This is a genomic window from Enterococcus hermanniensis (assembly GCF_001885945.1).
Classification (GTDB): domain Bacteria; phylum Bacillota; class Bacilli; order Lactobacillales; family Enterococcaceae; genus Enterococcus_A; species Enterococcus_A hermanniensis.
The window spans coordinates 114692-133689 of sequence record NZ_JXKQ01000001.1 but is presented as its reverse complement, the minus strand read 5'-3'; the positions used below and the strand labels follow the sequence as shown (position 1 = coordinate 133689).

Annotated in this window: 18 protein-coding genes; 10 read left to right on the top strand and 8 right to left on the bottom strand. The window is 38.7% G+C overall.

The genetic code is table 11. The features are described from left to right. Positions 1-11: 11 nt before the first annotated feature. From nadE to RV04_RS00655, 5 genes are all read left to right on the top strand, one after another. Entirely contained in the window at positions 12-836 is an 825-nt protein-coding gene (gene nadE, locus RV04_RS00675) for an ammonia-dependent NAD(+) synthetase (RefSeq protein ID WP_071856552.1), read from the top strand. 112 nt (positions 837-948) lie between these two features. Beyond that, positions 949-2754, top strand: coding sequence for an LTA synthase family protein (locus tag RV04_RS00670; RefSeq protein ID WP_071856551.1), 1806 nt, complete (start codon positions 949-951; stop codon positions 2752-2754). 18 nt (positions 2755-2772) lie between these two features. Further along, on the top strand, positions 2773-3519 hold the full coding sequence (locus RV04_RS00665) for a tRNA 2-thiocytidine biosynthesis TtcA family protein (protein ID WP_071856550.1): 747 nt from the start codon (positions 2773-2775) through the stop codon (positions 3517-3519). 238 nt (positions 3520-3757) lie between these two features. Continuing rightward, complete coding sequence (locus tag RV04_RS00660; RefSeq protein ID WP_071856549.1) at positions 3758-6439, top strand: cation-translocating P-type ATPase; 2682 nt, start codon at positions 3758-3760, stop codon at positions 6437-6439. Between the two features lie 150 nt (positions 6440-6589). Further along, positions 6590-7015, top strand: a complete 426-nt coding sequence (locus RV04_RS00655; RefSeq protein WP_071856548.1) for a hypothetical protein — start codon at positions 6590-6592, stop codon at positions 7013-7015. A 237-nt stretch (positions 7016-7252) separates the two neighbouring features. Here RV04_RS00655 and RV04_RS13155 read toward each other — a convergent pair whose 3' ends face one another. Beyond that, positions 7253-7414, bottom strand: a complete 162-nt coding sequence (locus RV04_RS13155) for a hypothetical protein (RefSeq protein ID WP_169818174.1) — start codon at positions 7412-7414, stop codon at positions 7253-7255. A gap of 18 nt (positions 7415-7432) precedes the next feature. After that, a complete protein-coding gene (locus RV04_RS00650) occupies positions 7433-8452 on the bottom strand; it encodes a lactonase family protein (protein WP_071856547.1) in 1020 nt (339 codons plus the stop codon). Between the two features lie 106 nt (positions 8453-8558). On the opposite strand from RV04_RS00650, the gene RV04_RS00645 reads away from it, so the two are divergent. Both RV04_RS00645 and RV04_RS00640 read left to right on the top strand, forming a co-directional pair. Further along, on the top strand, positions 8559-8903 hold the full coding sequence (locus tag RV04_RS00645; protein ID WP_071856546.1) for a PTS glucitol/sorbitol transporter subunit IIA: 345 nt from the start codon (positions 8559-8561) through the stop codon (positions 8901-8903). Positions 8904-8914: 11 nt separating this feature from the next. After that, complete coding sequence (locus RV04_RS00640; protein ID WP_071856545.1) at positions 8915-10078, top strand: AI-2E family transporter; 1164 nt, start codon at positions 8915-8917, stop codon at positions 10076-10078. Positions 10079-10099: 21 nt separating this feature from the next. Here RV04_RS00640 and RV04_RS00635 read toward each other — a convergent pair whose 3' ends face one another. Beyond that, complete coding sequence (locus RV04_RS00635) at positions 10100-10720, bottom strand: NAD(P)H-dependent oxidoreductase (protein ID WP_071856544.1); 621 nt, start codon at positions 10718-10720, stop codon at positions 10100-10102. 88 nt (positions 10721-10808) lie between these two features. Beyond that, positions 10809-11117 (bottom strand): rhodanese-like domain-containing protein, encoded by a 309-nt coding sequence (locus RV04_RS00630; RefSeq protein ID WP_071856543.1) that lies wholly within the window; start codon positions 11115-11117, stop codon positions 10809-10811. 325 nt (positions 11118-11442) lie between these two features. On the opposite strand from RV04_RS00630, the gene RV04_RS00625 reads away from it, so the two are divergent. The 3 genes from RV04_RS00625 (at position 11443) to manA (ending at position 14407) form a co-directional block, all read left to right on the top strand. Further along, a complete protein-coding gene (locus tag RV04_RS00625; RefSeq protein WP_071856542.1) occupies positions 11443-12264 on the top strand; it encodes a VOC family protein in 822 nt (273 codons plus the stop codon). A 145-nt stretch (positions 12265-12409) separates the two neighbouring features. Beyond that, positions 12410-13441 carry a serine hydrolase domain-containing protein gene (locus RV04_RS00620; protein WP_071856541.1) on the top strand — a complete coding sequence of 344 codons (1032 nt, stop codon included), beginning with the start codon at positions 12410-12412 and terminating at the stop codon, positions 13439-13441. Positions 13442-13456: 15 nt separating this feature from the next. After that, complete coding sequence (gene manA, locus RV04_RS00615) at positions 13457-14407, top strand: mannose-6-phosphate isomerase, class I (protein ID WP_071856540.1); 951 nt, start codon at positions 13457-13459, stop codon at positions 14405-14407. Positions 14408-14456: 49 nt separating this feature from the next. Here manA and RV04_RS00610 read toward each other — a convergent pair whose 3' ends face one another. From RV04_RS00610 to RV04_RS00595, 4 genes are all read right to left on the bottom strand, one after another. After that, positions 14457-15143, bottom strand: coding sequence for a type 1 glutamine amidotransferase (locus RV04_RS00610; RefSeq protein ID WP_071856539.1), 687 nt, complete (start codon positions 15141-15143; stop codon positions 14457-14459). Continuing rightward, on the bottom strand, positions 15136-16488 hold the full coding sequence (locus RV04_RS00605) for a Mur ligase family protein (RefSeq protein ID WP_071856538.1): 1353 nt from the start codon (positions 16486-16488) through the stop codon (positions 15136-15138). Before RV04_RS00605 ends, RV04_RS00610 begins: the two co-directional genes overlap by 8 nt. 195 nt (positions 16489-16683) lie before the next feature. Continuing rightward, complete coding sequence (locus RV04_RS00600; protein WP_071856537.1) at positions 16684-18081, bottom strand: TrkH family potassium uptake protein; 1398 nt, start codon at positions 18079-18081, stop codon at positions 16684-16686. Positions 18082-18213: 132 nt separating this feature from the next. Further along, entirely contained in the window at positions 18214-18945 is a 732-nt protein-coding gene (locus RV04_RS00595) for an SDR family oxidoreductase (protein ID WP_071856536.1), read from the bottom strand. Between the last annotated feature and the right edge of the window lie 53 nt (positions 18946-18998).

Genomic DNA, 18998 nt, shown 5'->3' with positions numbered 1-18998 from the left:
GTGGATGTCTGATGACATTACAAGCAGAAATTATCAAAGAATTAGGAACAAAACCAGAAATCGAGCCAAAAGCAGAAATCCGTAAAAGTGTCGATTTTCTTAAAGCCTATCTAAAAAAATATCCGTTTTTAAAAACATTGGTCTTAGGAATCAGTGGCGGACAAGACTCTTCTTTAGCAGGACGTTTGGCTCAGTTAGCGATGACTGAGCTGCGAGCAGAAACCGGCGATGATAGCTATCGTTTTATCGCAGTTCGTTTACCTTATGGTACGCAAGCAGATGAAGCAGATGCCAAACGAGCATTAGATTTTATTCAACCAGACGTTAGTTTGAGTGTCAATATCAAACCAGCTGTTGATGCACAAGTAGCCGCGTTGGAAGAAGCTGGTGTGACCATCAGCGACTTCAACAAAGGTAACATCAAAGCACGCCAACGGATGATCACTCAATACGGAATCGCTGGTGGGAATGCTGGTGCAGTCATTGGAACTGATCATGCAGCCGAAAATATCACCGGGTTCTTCACTAAATTCGGGGACGGCGGTGCAGATATTTTACCATTATTCCGGTTGAATAAACGTCAAGGCAAAATGTTATTGAAAGAATTAGGCGCTGAAGAAGCCATTTACTTAAAAGTACCGACTGCTGACCTTGAAGATGGTAAGCCGTTGGTTGCAGATGAAGTAGCATTAGGTGTCACCTATGATGATATTGATGATTATCTAGAAGGTAAAACAATTGCTGCGGATGCTCAAGCAACGATCGAAAATTGGTGGAACAAAACGCAACACAAACGCCATTTACCGATTACGGTCTTTGATGACTTTTGGAAATAGAATAAGTAAGACGGCTTAGCAGCTAAACTAGCTGCTAAGCTTTTTTTGTTATCTTTACTTTTTTTCTGATTATCGCTAAAATATTTAGTAATTCATTGAATAGGAGCAGTTTATGCAAAAAATAAAACGCCTGCCTTGGAGCCAGATTTTGATTGTTCTAGGAGTGGCAACGCTAATCATAGTTTCGAATCTTTTTTTTCAATTGACTCAAAATAATTTTTCGTTTGAATTAGCTTTTAAATTTGCTTTTTCTTGGCATACCGAAAAATTTTTCTTAGGGTGTCTCGTGTTACTTATTTTTTATGGCTGGTTGACTAGCTTTTTAGGTTCCTTAAAAATAGGGAGTATTTTTTATTTGCTAGTGATCATCGGCGTTGGTGTGGCAAATTTTATGAAAATGAACTATCGAATGGAGCCAATTTATCCCAGTGATTTAAAAATGGTGACTGAATTTAGTATGATCAAAGACATTGTCGGTTTTCCGCTGTTTCTCCTTTTTCTTCTATTATTAATAGTCGGAGTATTTTTGCTCGTCTTTAGTTTGAAGAAAAGTTTGAAATTAACCAAGCAGCAACAATGGATTCGCTTCGCGTTATTGGTTGTGACTAGTGGTTTATTAATATATGTCGGGGGTTTTAACCAACCAAACAACCTCTTACGTAAGGCTTACAATAAAACCGCATTGTGGATTCCCTATAGTCAAAAAATGAATTATTACAACACAGGCTTTATGGGCGGTTTTTTATATAATCTTTCGGTAGATGCCATGGATAAACCAGCTAATTATTCCGAAGCGACAATCAAAAAAATCACAGAAAAATATCAAGTGAAGAAGAAAGAAACTTCGGAGGATCAACCAAATATTGTTTACGTAATGAGTGAAAGTTTTTCTGATACGAGCCGCTTGAAAGGGTTAGATATTCTTGGCGGAGATCCACTAAAAGAGTATCGAACTGTGGCAAATAAAACTTATAGTGGTCAGATGTTATCACAAAATTATGGCGGAGGTACTGCTAATATTGAATTCGAAGCGTTGACGGGTTTTTCAATGGAATTGTTCAATAGCCAGATGACAACGCCTTACACGATGCTTGTACCAGAATTCAAGACATTTCCTTCTTTGGTCTCGACATTAAAAAATCGAGGTTATCAAACAACCGCGATCCATCCGTATAATACTTCGATGTATAAACGAAAAGATGTCTATCAGACTTTTGGTTTTGACCAATTTTTAAACGAAGATACGATGAAGCACACGGCTAAAATTGAGAACAATCCCTATATTTCTGATGCATCTGCCTATCAAGAAGTGATGGATCAGCTTGAAAAAAATAAGCAACCGCAATTTTTACATTTAGTAACGATGCAAACGCATATGCCATATGAAAATAAATATGCTGATGTACCGTATTTAGTGAAAGGCGACGATACGTCTTCGGTCCAAAGTTATCTTCAAGATGTAGCTTACAGCAGTGAAGCATTGAAAGACTTTTTAACTGAAATCGACCAATTACCGGAACGGACATTGGTCGTCTTTTGGGGCGATCATCTGCCAGGGATTTATTCTGATGCGACGCAAGAAGCAAATGAAGGACATCAACTCCATGAGACAGAATTTTTATTTTATGATAACCAACACCAGTTGTCGGATGAAAAAACCGTTACCAGTCCATTTTATTTTGCAGCAGATCTCTTTCAACAAACGGACATTCAACCAACCGGCTTCCAACAATTATTATTGGCCTTACAAGAAGAGTTACCGGCCTTTGAAAAAGGAATGTATTACCAAGATGGTCAATGGTTCAAAGAAGCGCGTCTCAATCAGGCCCAAGAAGAACGCTACCATGAGTATCAATTGATTCAATACGATATTACAACCGGTGAACAATACAGCTTAAAAGAGAACTTTTTTGACTAAAAAAGATTAGGAGCATTTATGGACTTTAAAAAGAAAGACAATCAACTTTATTTTAATCCTGTTCGTCGAGCGCTTTTGACTCATCAAATGATTCAAGCTGGCGATCGGGTTGCCATCGGTATGAGTGGTGGAAAAGATAGCACCACGCTATTAGTGTTGCTAGATCAATTGCGTAGGCAAAAACGACTAGGCTTTGATTTTGAAATTGTTCCGATCTGTTTGGATATGGGATTTGAAGGCTGTGATATCACACCAATGAAACAATTGGTTGAAGATTTAGGTTATACGCTAGAAATAGTTCCCACAAATATTGCAAAAATCGTATTCGATATTCGAAAGGAACATTCACCATGTTCCTTATGTGCTAAATTACGACGTGGAATTTTATACACTCGTGCACAGGAGCTAGGGTGTCAAAAAGTTGCTTTAGGGCATCATGTCGATGATGCCATCGAAACCTATTTTATGAATTTTTTGTTTCACGGTCGGTTAAACAGTTTTGAACCAACCAGCTATTTATCGAAGACAAACGTGACGTTGATTCGTCCGATGATCTATTTAGAGGAAAAACAAATTATTCAATTTGTGAAACGTTTCGAAATACCGATTGTTTTTAATCCTTGTCCTGTGGATAAAAAGACCAAACGAGAAGAGATAAAAAAATTAGTCACCACTCTTTCCGCTGAGTATCCAGATATTCGGAAGCGATTCATCGTTGGAATGGAGCAAGGAACAGCGGCTGACTTTTGGTCCAAAGATGATTAAGAAAGCCTTTACAGCTAGTTTTTCCATAACTATTATTTGTCTTTTTATGATTTATCATGCTATAATTCAGCTAGTATCCATAGGGGAGTAACTGGCAGTGTAAGCTGTGGCAACGCCACCAACAAGAAAAGAAATTTCTGGTGTTGTCTTAAATAGTGAGACTTATGTATGTGTTTTTTTCGCATACACAAGTCTATTTTTTTTACACCCGACAGCGCTTATTTTAAGGAGGATAAAAATGTCAGAAGAGAAAAAGCAACAACTAATAAAGCCTTTTTATGCTGAAGAGACAGAACAGGTTTTAGCGGAAGTGCAAACGACAGAAGATGGGTTAACCAAGTCGGAAGCACAAAAGCGATTAGAATCTTATGGACCGAATGAACTAGAAGAGGGCGAAAAGAAGAGTATGGTGGTACGCTTCTTTGAACAATTCAAAGATTTAATGATCATTGTTTTGTTAGCCGCAGCAATAATCTCGGCAGTCGTCTCTCATGAAGTCGTCGATTCAATCATTATTTTAGCCGTTGTAATCATCAATGCAGTGATGGGTGTGGTACAAGAATCAAAAGCGGAACAAGCAATCGAAGCATTACGAGAAATGTCGACACCGAATGCGAATGTTTTACGTGATGGTCACGTCAGTACAATCAAATCAACAGAACTTGTACCAGGAGATATCGTCATGTTAGAAGCTGGTGATGTGGTACCGGCGGATTTACGCTTGTTTGAAGTCGCTTCATTGAAAATCGAAGAAGCAGCCTTGACCGGTGAATCTGTTCCAGTTGAAAAAGAAATGATCGTGATTGATGGCACAGATGTTGGTATCGGGGATCGCGTCAATATGGCATATTCAAATAGCAATGTGACCTATGGGCGCGGAAAAGGAATCGTCGTTAATACGGGGATGAATACCGAAGTCGGTAAAATTGCTGGCATGCTAGCTCAAGCTGATGAAACAGAAACACCATTGAAAACCAATTTGAACCAACTAGGAAAATTTTTAACGTTAGCAATTATTGTGATCGCAGTCGTGATGTTTGTAGTTGGGATCGTCTTTAACGGTACTTCTTGGGTCGATATGTTATTGACCTCGATTTCGCTAGCAGTAGCAGCCATTCCAGAAGGGCTGCCAGCGATCGTAACGATCATTTTGGCTTTAGGAACACAAGTAATGGCCAAACGAAATTCAGTGATCCGTAAATTACCAGCAGTAGAAACACTAGGTTCAACCGATATTATTGCTTCAGATAAAACGGGAACGTTAACATTGAATCAAATGACAGTTGAAAAATTATACGTTGATAATCAACAATTTGATGCAAATAACGAAGTGCCAATCGATAGCATGGCGATGAAAGTCATGAATTACGCCAATGATACAAAAATTTCTCAAGAGGGCGATTTGATTGGGGATCCAACAGAGACGGCGCTAGTTCAATTTGGCTTAGATAATCAATTTGATGTACGAGAAAAAGTTGCGAAAGAACCACGGGTTGCAGAACTGCCTTTTGATTCTGACCGTAAATTGATGAGTACATTACATGAAGAACAAGATGGCAAAATTTTGGTTGCAGTAAAAGGGGCACCGGATGTCTTATTAAATCGTACGACTCAAATTTTATTGAACGGCCAAGTCGTTCCAATGACTGAAAAAGAAAAACAAGATATTTTGACCAACAATAAAGATATGGCGCAACAAGCATTACGTGTACTGGGAATGGCTTATAAATATGTGGATCACGTCCCAGCTGAATTAGAATCAGAAGTGATTGAAACCGACCTGATTTTTGCTGGTTTAGTCGGTATGATCGATCCAGAACGTGCCGAAGCAGCCGAAGCAGTTCGAATCGCTAAAGAAGCGGGTGTTCGTCCAATCATGATCACCGGAGATCACAAAGATACAGCTGAAGCAATCGCCGCTCGCTTGGGTATTATTACTAAAGGTGATGATGCTGCTGTCCTGACAGGCGCACAATTAAATGAAATGTCAGATGAAGAGTTTGCCCAAAAAGTAGAACATTATTCGGTCTATGCCCGCGTTTCTCCTGAACATAAAGTTCGAATCGTTAAAGCTTGGCAAAAAGAAGGTAAAGTTGTGGCGATGACTGGTGATGGGGTCAATGATGCACCGGCTTTGAAACAAGCGGATATCGGGATCGGAATGGGGATCACAGGTACGGAAGTTTCAAAAGGCGCTTCAGATATGGTCTTAGCTGATGATAATTTTGCGACGATCGTCGTAGCTGTTGAAGAAGGTCGCAAAGTTTTCTCAAATATACAAAAATCAGTTCAATATCTATTAGCCGCTAACTTAGGTGAAGTATTGACGCTATTTATTGCAACGCTTCTTGGGTGGGATACCTTATTACCGATCCATTTATTATGGATCAATTTAGTAACAGATACCTTCCCAGCAATTGCTCTTGGAATGGAACCAGCAGAAAAAGATTTGATGAGCCACAAACCGCGTGGTCGCAGTTCGAACTTGTTTTCAGGTGGTGTCTTCTCAAGTATCATCTATCAAGGAATTTTAGAAGCTGCTACGGTCTTGTTCGTGTATTGGTCAGCGATCCAATGGCCCGTTCACACGGTTTATGCAGAAATCCATTCGGATGCATTGACGATGGCGTTTGCGACATTAGGATTGATGCAATTGTTCCATGCTTTCAATGTGAAGTCGATTCATCAATCATTGTTTACCGTGGGAGCATTTAGAAATAAAGCCTTCAACTGGGCAATCCTGTTATCCTTTGCTTTGATGATGGTCATCATCATCGTCCCAGGACTGAATGATATTTTCCGAGTTGCTCATTTAGATTTATATCAATGGGGCATCGTGATCGGTTCATCCTTTGCGATTATTCCGATCGTTGAAATTGTGAAATTCTTCCAACGTGCAAGTATGAAGAATAAGGACTAAGTAGGAAAGCTCTATTATCTTGAGTTAAGATAATAGAGCTTTTTATTTTTAAAAACAATTAAATTTATTGTTCATTTTTAGTACCGCTTTGCTTAATCAGTAAAAATAGGTAAAATGAAAGTATCTAAAGTAGAAAGAAGGAATAAATGAATGCGACCTAATACGGGATTTTATGCAAGAGAAATCAACGAGATCGTTCAAGCAACCGAGCAAATGGGCGAACGTTTACACCCAAGTTACGAAGAGATTCGGACAGCGCTAGATGAAAAAAAGATGGCTGATTTTGATCAAAGCCACTTATCAGAAATCCATGAATTATTCAAAGAAGGCACTCAATTTTATAAACTGAATCTAGAAAAAATCAGCTTGCTTAAACCGCCGGCAAAAGTGATGGGAAATCATAAAAGTTTTCAAAAGGCATATATCGAATATGTAGCTGGTTGTCAAGAAATGACAGATAGCCTATTGCCACAAGTCAATGAAGAAGCCTTTGATGCTGCTGAAAAAAAACAAGATGCTGCGACAGATACGATTTATAAATCCATTCAAAAAATCACTAATCTGTTATTGAAATAGTGAACAACATAAATTCTAAAAGAACAAAGGTTTTCTAATTTTATTATAACGTTATTTTAAGTACAGTGGATACGGAATCAGGTATGATTAATTCATAACCAATAACAACCTTTTCTTTTTCATTGCATTTAGGTAATACTCCTTTGCACCGATTTGCCGATCGGTGCTCTTTTTTTAAGTCATGGATTCATACAACGAAAAAAACTCTTTAAGCAATTCGCTTAAAGAGTTTTTTTATTAATTTTCAATGTTGCGTACATAGTTTTCAAAGTAGTTATTCAAATCATTTTTGATTTTTTGATATTCTTCTTCAGTGTATTCTTTTTCTTCTAAACGTCCTTTGAAGTTAGGCAATCCTAGCTCTGTTTTTAGACGTTCGATTACAGCTTCTTTATCCATTTAACAAATCGCTTCCTTTTATTCGAAATAAACACAAACGGCTTCTGGAGCATAAATATCTTTTTGGATCATTTGCAAGAGACCTGTTGTTTGATCTCGACGGTAAAGGGTTAGATTATCTGTATTTTGATTCGCGCAGACAATGTAGGCATTATCTGGACTTAAAGCAAAGTCACGCGGAAAATCACCTTCACTTGAAATACTTTGAATCAATTCAAGTTTTTCACCGTTTTCTGTGATTGCAAAAACTGCGATTGAATTATGCCCACGGTTTGAAGCATATAAGAAATTGCCATCTTTGGAAATTCGAATCGCTGCACCGCCATTTTCACCGTCAAAATCTGCGGGCAATGTAGAAAGTTTTTGTTTTTGCGTAAAGCTGCCATCTGTAGCATCATATGAAAGAACGGTCACACTGCTATCTAATTCACCAAATAGATAGGCATTTTTTTCATTGGGGTGAAAGACAAGGTGTCGTGGTCCTGTTCCAGGCTCGGCTAGATAAACGGCAGCTTCTTCGACTGCACCATTTTCACTCACATCATAGGTATAAATACGATCAGTGCCTAAATCACAGACCGCTAACCGTTGATCCGGTGTCAGATCAGTATAGTGAGTGTGAGCATGGTCTTGATTTTTATGTGGACCAGTCGGTTCTGTATGCTCTATTGCTGAGGTTGCTTTAAGTGAGCCATCTGCTTGGATTTTGTAGGTGTTTAGAGCTCCTTTGTGGTAGTTTGCGGCATAGACAAGCTGGCGTCCATCATCGACTGCCACGTAACAAGGAGGGGCACCATCTTCTGTTACCGCATTCAAAAAATTATTTTCAGTATCATAGCTGGAAACACCACCTTGATCATTACGGCTAGTCACAGAGTACAAATGATTTAATTTACTTTTTGCCAAATAGGTCGGGCTTGTTTCTGCCAGTACTAATGCTAAATTTTCCAACGTTTCCTTCGTCGTATCTAACTCGATCTGATAGATTCCTTGACTGATACGTCGGGTATAGGTACCTAAAAGTATTTTATGGATCATAAAAAAACCTCCTTCATTGTATCTATATTCTAGCAATTTTATTGGTTCTTGGATAGCGCTAACTTTATGATATAATTGAAAAATAAACAGGAAAAGAGCGTGAATTATGACAGTGACTGAAATTACTCAAATTGGCAAAGATGCAATTAACGATGAAAATCTTTTAGTACTTTTTGGCGAAGCAATTCCGTCAGATCTATTAGAGGTATCCATCGTCCAAAAAAATAGTGGAGATGAACCAATCGCGCTTAGCGAAGGTAGCCAGTTATTATTTGGCGACCAAGTCTATCAAGTAAATGGTCTTGGACATTTAGCCAATCAGAATTTAAATGAGATCGGACATGCTACCGTGTTCTTCCAAAAAGAAATCGGTGTGATTCCAAATGGTATCTATGTGACACCAGAAAAATTACCTGAACTAGAAGTGGGCATGAAAATTACTTATAAATAGGACGTGAGTGTTTGGATAAAAAGAAATTTACGCAAAAAACGTCTTGGTTTTGGAAATGGTTTTTAAATAGTCAAGTCGTTGTTGCGCTGATCATCGTATTATTATTATTATTAATCACCTTGGTCTTCACGAAAGTCTCCTATTTGTTTGAACCAGTCGGCCAGTTTTTTGCTATTGTTGGACTGCCAGTTGTTATTGCAGGGATCTTGTATTATTTGATGAATCCGGTCGTCAATTTTTTAGAGAGAAAAGGATTGAATCGGACTGTCGGGATCATTTTACTGTTCATTGTCGTTGTAGCTTTGATCATTTGGGGGATCGTAGTGATTATTCCACAGATACGTCAGCAAGTAGAGACGATGATCCAAAGTTTGCCGGCATATTTTGATACAGTCAGCGACAAAGTCAGTGAACTTTTCAAAGACCCTTCGTTTAAACCGGTGCAGCAGCATTTAGATAATAGCTTACAAAAGTTATTAGAGTCATTGACTGAGACTGCACAAAATATTTCACGGGTAACGATCCAAGGACTCGGGAATGTGGTTTCGACTTTAGCGACGGTATTGATCGCTTTGATCACCGCACCGATTATTTTATTCTTCTTATTAAAGGATGGCGATAAGTTAGCGCCATATATACTACAATTTTTACCGACAAAGACTCGTAAGCCAACGTTACGAGTGATGACCGAGATGAATTCACAGCTAGCTTCTTATATTCGGGGGCAGTTGACGGTCGCTTTTACGGTTGCCGTGATGTTTATTATCGGTTTTTCAATCGTGGGGATGAACTATGCGATCACTTTGGGGATCTTAGCGGGAGTATTGAACTTAGTCCCATACTTGGGCTCTTTCTTAGCAATGGTTCCAGTGATTTTTATCGCTGCAGTGACTGGACCGATTATGTTGGTCAAAGTAATCATTGTCTTTACGATCGAACAGACGATTGAAGGACGAATCGTTTCACCATTAGTTTTGGGGAATCAACTGGAGATCCATCCAGTCACGATCATGTTTGTCTTATTGACGGCTGGAAAAATTTTTGGCATCATTGGTGTGATTTTAGGAATTCCGTTTTATGCAGTTGCTAAAGTCATTGTTATCCATGTTTTTGAATGGTATAAAGGTGTTTCTAATTTATATGAAGACGAAGAAAAAAGACCGGTCGACGAATAGTCGCTCGGTCTTTTTTTGCGTTTAAAATTGTGCCGCTAATTTCTTGGCTTTTTCTTTGGCTGCGTCAATGATTTCAGGTGCTTTACTTGGATCGTAATCCGCACCTTCAATATAAACGGCATCAAAATCAGTGATACCGATAAAGTTCATGATGCCTTTAACATATTGTGAAGCAAAATCTTGGCCGTTGTAAGTACCGCCACTAGATTGAATATGGATTGCTTTTTTATCGGTAATCAATCCAACTGGACCTTCAGCTGTGTAGCGGAAAGTTTTACCGGCAACATTGATCGTATCAAACCAGGCTTTTAATTTGGTAGGAATGTTCAAGTTCCATAGCGCATTGGCGATCACGATTTTTTCCGCTGCTAGAAATTGATCTGTAAATTCATTGAATAAGCGCACTTTTTCTTGTTGTGAATTGCTTAATTCAGTAAATTCTGTTCCTTTTTGCAACGATTTCCAAGCTGATAGCAATTCGCCATCGATTTCTGGAATATCGGTGTAATACAAATCTAACATCGTAATGACATCTTCCGGATGGGTTGCTTCATGTTCATTTAAAAAAGCTTCTAAAACAGTTACTGTTTGTGATTCTTCTGCAGCGAGTGGGTGTGCATTTACTACTAAGACATTTGCCACTGTTAGTCCTCCTTATTTTTTCATACTATCGAATCGTACATAAAATAGTTAAAACAAACAATTTATTTGCTCAAAAAGTCCTAAAAATTTAACTAGCTAGGTATTGTTTATAAGCTGAAGTGCCACCAGTAATACGAATGACGTTAAAACCTTCATTTCGTAAATGCTGAGCCATCGTTTTTGCTCGTTGCCCAAATTGGGTGAATAGATAATATGTTTTATCTTTATCTAGTTGATGCAACCGGTTAGGCAATTGAGTCAAAGGCAATTGCAAAACAGTAGCATGTTCGATCGTGTCGAGGGTATCAAAAATATCAGCATCGCTTAAATCCAGTACATTCACAGTTTCCTTAGCAGCAAGTGCAGCAAATTCTTTTGCGGTTAACGAGTTATTCATCTTTTTTATGACCTCTTCTTTATTAAGATAGTCTCCAATTTAATCTATTTGTTTTGTAATTACAACCGCTCTTGAGAATTTTTTAAATAATTCATTGAAAATGATCAAAATATTTTCAAAAAAGAAAGGAATTGATTAGAGATGTAACCTTTAACTTCATCTTAACTCGCTATAATGAATCAAAATGATAAAAAATCAATGCTCAAAACAGCTGAAAGAATCAACGATTTGTCAGAAAATTCACATTTTTTCGTTTGATCAAAGGATATCGCTTGCGTGAAAGGACCCCCATCGTTAAAATAAAGAGGAAGAAGGGAAGAGGACAATGGGAAATTTTCATTTAGGGAAACTTGATTTAAAAACGATCGCTATTCGTGTACGTGATCGAGACGGAATGATCCATTTTTACCGTGATATCATTGGATTACATTTATTGCGAGAAGAAAATGAACTAGCGATTTTAGGTTATAAAGAACCAGCTAGCGAACTACTATGGCTGGAAGAAAGTCCTCGGGCAGATGAACACCGTGGGGAAATCAAAAAAATGAGTCGTTTTTCATTAGTTGTTCCAAACGAAAAGGAACTAGCAAATGTTTACTACCGGGCAGAAAAAGAGAACTATCCTGTAAAATCTGCGCTCTCGGCAGAAGATGAAAAAGGATTACTTTTTGAAGATCCAGAAGGAAATGAAATTGAAATTTTTTATGGACCAAGTAAACAACGTTCAACATCGACACCGATTAATTTGAATGCTAAAAAACTTAGTGAACTTGCGACTAAAGAAGAAAAAATTCATGCGGCTTTTTTTGACAAGATCCATTTGAATGTCAGTGATTTGAAGAAACAAGAAGCATTCTTAGCGGATATCTTAGGTCTACAAGTCCATGACGAAAATGATGAAGAGCTGTTACTGAATCGTGGCGAGTTTAATGTCGGTCTGACTACTGCAACGGGTGGAACGATCGATTTGCCAACAGATAAGGTTTTAGGCTTAGACTTTTTACAATTTAGCGTGTCCAAAGAAAACTTATTAGAGTTATTGGAACATTTGCAAGCAGAAAATATTGCGTTTTTCTGTGATAAAAAACAAAATTTGATCACGATCTATGATGCTGTAGGCATCGAATGGTGGTTCATCGTAAAATAGGTTAGAAAGAAGTTGAGACAAAAGTAGCTAATGCTTTTGCCTCAGCTTTTTTTGTCGCTTCGATATGACTGAAAAAATGAATAGTTGGTCGCTTTTATGCTATACTTTTTGATGAAAATCAATGATTGAGAGAAAGGGTGAGGGAATGTATCCTGAAACCGTACAGTTGATCCAAGCAAAAATGCAAGCGGGAGTCTTTCCAGGAGTTGTTTTCCAACTGATTGAAGGCACTCAAGAACAGACGTATACGTTTGGTCAAGCACAGATAGATCCGGTAACGGTGCCCATGCAAACAGAGTATTTATTCGATGTTGCGTCATTGACTAAAGTTGTCTGTACGACAAGCGTCCTATTGAAATTATTTGAAGCTGAGAAGCTTGACTGGGATCAATCTTTACATGAATTATTGCCAGAGTTCGAAAATAAAACGATTACGTTGCGGCATTTGTTGACCCATACTTCTGATATTCAAACCTATATCCCAAATCGTGATCAATTAGATGCGCAAGCCTTGCGTGCAGCTTACCTGAAATTACAGCCAGGTGATGGTCTAGGGAAAGTGGTTAAATATACGGATGCAGGAACGATATTATTAGCTTTTTTACTTGAAAAAATCTACCAAAAACCAGTAGTAGAAATTTTTCAAGCAGAAGTCTTAACCCCGCTAAAGATGAGAGCTAGCCGTTTTTTACCACAACCACCATATGATCAGATCGTTCCGACTGAAAGGCAAGGTGATGGGAGTATTTTAAAAGGCATCACGCATGATCCGAAAGCACGTATTTTAGCAAGTCATGCCGGTAATGCCGGACTTTTTACAAATTTGAATGATTTGAGTAAATTTGCAAAAATGTATTTGAATCTTGGAAGCGTTAGCGATATGATTTACTTGCATGACAAGACCATCAAAGAATTGCTGCATGACCAAACGCCTACCAAAAAAGGAAAGCGGTCTTTTGGTTGGGATCTAAAGTTTAGTCCGTTAGATCAGAGCCCGTTGCTTTTCCATACTGGCTATACTGGAACTTTTCTTTTATTGGATGTCGAAAAAAAATCGGCCTTCATTTTTCTATCGAATCGTGTCCATCCAAAGGATCATCGAGCAAGTTACGTTGAGCAACGCGATGAGATTTTAGCATGTTATTTGAATGAGCGAACAAAAATCTATCAAAAATAAAGGAGCAATACTTTTATGGAACCACTATTTCTAAAACCAGTTTTTCAAGAAAAAATTTGGGGAGGAAACCAATTACATACGGTTTTTGGCTTTGATATCCCTAACGATAAAATCGGTGAAGATTGGGCAATCAGCGGTCATCCACACGGAGTCAGCACTGTTGAAAACGGACCATATAAAGGTTGGAAAGTCAGCGACCTTTGGAGTGAACACCGTGAATTATTTGGGGATGCTCAGGGAGATGTTTTCCCATTGCTAACAAAAATTTTGGATGCAGAAGATGATTTGTCAGTCCAAGTCCATCCCGATGACAGTTATGGCTTAAAACATGAAGGTGAATTAGGAAAAACAGAATGCTGGTATATTATCAATGCAAAACCAGGTTCAGAAATTGTCTATGGCCATAATGCAAATTCGCGTGAAGAGTTGGCTGAAATGATCGAAGATGAACGTTGGGATGATTTATTACGCCGTGTTCCGGTGAAAAAAGGTGATTTCTTCTATGTGCCAAGTGGTACGATCCACGCAATCGGCAAAGGGATCATGATTTTAGAAACGCAACAAAGTTCAGATACGACGTACCGTGTTTATGATTATGATCGTAAAGATGACCAAGGCAACACTCGTGAACTGCATATTCAACAATCAATCGACGTGACGACTGTTCCCGCTATCAGTCCAGCGCTTGAAATGACTGAAATGAAAAAAGGTTCTTCTTCAGTGATCACATATTTAAAAACAGATTTCTTCAATGTTTATGAATGGGATGTTGTTGGCGAATTAGCATTGAAAAAAGACGGTGATTACACATTAGTAACAGTTGTAGAAGGTTATGGTCATTTGATCGTTGAAGGTCAAAGCTATGAAATGAAACCTGGAACAAGTTGTATTTTACCAGCTCAAATCAATGAATGGAAAGTTGAAGGGGAAATGAAAATCATTGCTTCAACGCCAGGAACAAAATAAAAAGAAGTAAAAAAGCGCTCAGTCTGACAACAGACTGAGCGCTTTTTACTTAAGGTAATTGCGGCAATTCGATCTCTTTACCATATTTGTTTTGCAAAGCAGTATGCAGTAAACGCACAGCTAAGCTTTTGTTGCGAGCTAGGATTGGTCCGTGAAAATAAGAACCGTATGTGTTTTTATAGATCACACCTTCACCTTGATCTTCGCCGTTGTTCCCATTCCCTTTGACTAAAGTGCCTAATGGACGTTCACCTTTGCCTAAAAAAGTCCGGCCATTATGATTTTCAAAACCATAATAGGTTTCGTTAAATTCTTCATTGTAGATTTCGATATCACCGATAAAGCGATTGTTGTCTTGGCTTAAGGTGTAATGATCCAAGGCACCGATCCCTTCGATTTTTTCACCATTCGCACCGATATAATAATGGCCAAGTAATTGATAGCCACCACAGATCGATAAAATCACGCCATCGTTTTCGATGTATTGCGTCAACGCTTCTTTTTTGTCTTGGATATCTTTTGAAACGATCACTTGTTCATAGTCTTGACCGCCGCCGATAAAAACAAAATCATATTTGTCAGGATCAAATTCTTGATAGATGCTGACGATTTCTGAATGGATCTCAATCCCCATTTGTTTGGCGTAATAATTCAATGTCAGTAGATTTCCATTATCACCGTAAGTGTTTAACAGATTCCCATACAAATGTGCCAAGTTCAATTCATAATTAGCCACGATCCATCCCTCCATTGATATAGCCTTTTTGAGCCAATTCTTTTCGTAATTGCAAGACTGCTGTGTAGGTCGCTAAAATATAGACATGCTCAGTCGGTAATTTTTTGATTTCATCGATCACACCAGTTAAACCTTCAACTTCGGTTAACTTCTCATCAGGGATACCAGCCACGCGCAGACGCAAGGCCATATCTGTGTGGCGATCACCACCCGCGATCACTGCAGGAACATCCATTTTAGCAAAGGCCTCGTGATTGCCATCCCAGATCCAACTAACGTCGATTCCATCGGCATAGTTGGCATTCAATAATGAAACAAGTGAGAAGGGATAAGGTGCAAGTCCGATCATATCAATGACTTGATTCAACCCCACTGGATTTTTTACTAAGACCAACGTACATTTTTTTCCATCGATCTCAAATTCTTCTTGGCGTCCAAAAACTTTTTCATCGTAACCCAATCCACGCTTGATATTTTCTTTTGAAATACCGTAATACTCGGCTACAGCTGTTGCAGCTAATGCGTTGTAAACATTGTACATACCGCCGACTTCAATTTTGTAGTCTTGGCCATCGATCACAAATTCAGATGACTTATTGTCCATGGCTTTCATCTCAGTTAATTTGTAATCTAACTCTGGACGATGGAACCCACAGTTTGGACAGTAATATTTTCCTAAGTTCGCATAAGTGATCATCTTGTATTTTAAGATGTGTTGACAATTAGGACATAGTAAACCGTCCGTATTGTAATGAGCATCTTGTTCTTGATCAGGTAAATGATCAAAGCCATAATATTTTCTTGGATTGACTGTTTCCAAGGAGTTAAAAATCGGAGAATCACCATTACACAGGATCGGTGCATTCGGGGATTTGGCGGCACCATCAACGATCAATTTATACGTCGTATAGATTTCGCCATAACGATCCATCTGATCGCGGAAAATATTGGTGAATAAAAAGAGTTCAGGCTTCACATATTCCGTGACTTTGCTGAGACTGGCTTCGTCAATTTCTAAAACGGCGATTTTTTTGTCACCTTTTTTAGCTTTGGCATTTAGAAACGTTGAGACGATTCCTTGAGCCATGTTGGCCCCAGTGGGATTGGTCAAAACATAATCGTATTCTTGTTTTAAAATGTTGACCGTCAAAGCAGTCGTCAAAGTTTTTCCATTAGTTCCGGTAACGACGACGACTTGATAGTCCTTCACTAAAGCATCTAAAATATTTGGATCTAATTTCAACGCCAGTTGTCCTGGGTAACTAGAACCACCTTTAAAGAAAGTTTTTAATACCCATTGGGCGGTCTTGCCGGCAGAGATCGCCAGTTGACTTCTTAACCCCATTACACATCCTCCATGTCTGTTACAAATTTAATTTATCTTATCATATTTAAAAAAAAAGTTTAAATAGGTTTCCTTTTTCTTAATGTTTCGACTGCATTTCAGTGGGAACTCTCTAATGATACCAAAATGAAAGCATTTTTCCAAAAATTCATTGCACTATATGCATGAACAAAAAAAAGGCTGGAGCAAAAGCTCCTAGCCAATAATAATCTTTTCTTCTGGGAATTCATAGCCTAAGTCACGGGTTTCTTTAGGAACGAACAACATCAAGGTATACAACATGCCGACCCGACCGATGAACATCAAAATAGCGATCATGACTTTGCCGGTACTGGAAAGATCAGGGGTGATCCCTAATGATAAGCCGGTTGTACCAAAAGCTGAAGTGACTTCAACAATGATCGAGATCAAGGAATGATCCTCGGTCGCTGTTAAAAATAAAATACTAAATAAGCACATACCTGCAGAAAGCATGAAGACGACAACGGATTTACGGACATCTTCGGGAGCGATTTTGCGGCCAAAGATGTTGATGTCATTTTCGTTTTTTAAGAAAGAGTAGAGGTACAAACCAATGATCGCAATCGTTGTTGTTCGAATCCCGCCACCGACTGAACTAGGCGAAGCGCCGATGAACATCAGCAACGAGAAAATAATCAAGGTCGTATTTTGAAAATTATTTAAATCATGGATCTGTAACCCGGCATTTCGTGTCGTCATCGAGTAGAAAGCTGAATTTAACCATTGATCAAAGAAGCTCATATCAATAAAGCTGTGGTCTTTTTCTAACAACCAAATGATGATGGTCCCGCCTACAAATAGAACCACAAATGCTAAAAGGGCAATTTTTGAGAACAGACTGAAACGAAAAGGAATTTTAGCCTTAGCGCGTTTATGTAACAACCAACCATGGAAATCCATCAAGACTGGAAAGCCGATCCCGCCGATAAAGATCAGCAGCATGATCGTTAAAATGAAAAAGGCATCGTGAGAAAAAGGAATGATCGAGTCGCCGGTCACGTCGAAGCCTGAATTGGTCACGGCCGAGATCGACTGGTAAAATCCATAAAAAAAGGCTTGTGAGAGTTTCTGATAGTACCCCATTAGATAAAAATAAAAAGCAAAAACCGTGCCGAATAAAACTTCGATGACTAGAATCATCGTAAAAGTAATTTTGATCAAGTTAACGATGCCACTCAAGCGCGGCTGGTTCATATCGGTCATGATCAATTGGCGTTGTTTCAGCGTGATGCGTCGCTTGGATAAAATAAAGAAAAAAGTCGTAATCATCATGATCCCAAGTCCACCGATATGAAATAAAACTTCTAGCATGACGACACCGGCGTCATTAAAAACGGAACTGATATCAAACGTTGTAAGTCCGGTCACTGAAATCGTAGAAATCGCCATAAACAGCAGATCCAAAAATGATACGTGGTATCCCGGTTCCCGAAAGACGGGTAAACTGAATAGAATCATTGCTAGTACGGTCATCGCAAAATAATAAAACACGATGATTTGAATGGAAGAAAAGCGGTTGTTAAGCTTGCGCCAACTTTTTCTTAGAAAACTGATACGTCGGTCAAAATTCATAGCGTCTCCTTATTCAATCAAGAAAATCTGCAAAACGGCAGTTGATTTTTATCGATAAAATCAGTATAGCATGCTTCAATAAAAAAAACTCCCGCCGCTTTGGCAGGAGTGGGGAAGAAACTGATTAAGTGATCATGCGTCTTGAGCTGTCGCTGCAATATCGATTTCACGAATATTTACTTCTTGCGGCATGTCATAGATAAACTTGACGGTTTCAGCTACATGAACAGGATTTAATGTAATTCCGCCCATACTTTGTTTCCATGCTTCATAATCAGTCAAAGCACCTTGATCAGTGACGTGTGTCAGTAATTCTGTTTCCGCAGCACCTGGAGCAACTAAAGAAACGCGCACGTTGTCTTTTGAGACTTCTTCACGGATCGTTTCGCTCAAACCGTGGACACCGAATTTTGAAGCAACATACGCAGCATGGTTGGTAAATGTTTTCTTACCAGCTAATGAAGACATATTGATGACTGTTCCATGTTTACGGTCTTTCATGTCAGGAAGAACGATCTGCATACCATTTAAAACCCCCATGACATTAGTGTTCATCATTGTTTGCCATTCTTTTGGATCTTGATTCAAGACGTTTCCTAATAACATCACGCCAGCATTGTTGACTAATAAATCAACCGGACCATAGACAGCCTCGGCTTTTTTGATGCTTGCTTCAAATGCTGGATAGTCAGTAACGTCGACGGCTTCCACCATAACATTGTCAAAATTCAACGGTAATGCCTTGATTTTTTCCACTCGACGACCTAAAAGTAACATTGGAAAACCTGCTTGATTAAAAATTTTGGCGATTTCGGCACCAAAACCTGAACTTGCTCCTGTGATAACGACCAATGATTTTTCCATAGATATTGCCTTCTTTCAAATTTATGATAGACTAACTGTACTACTTGGAGTTG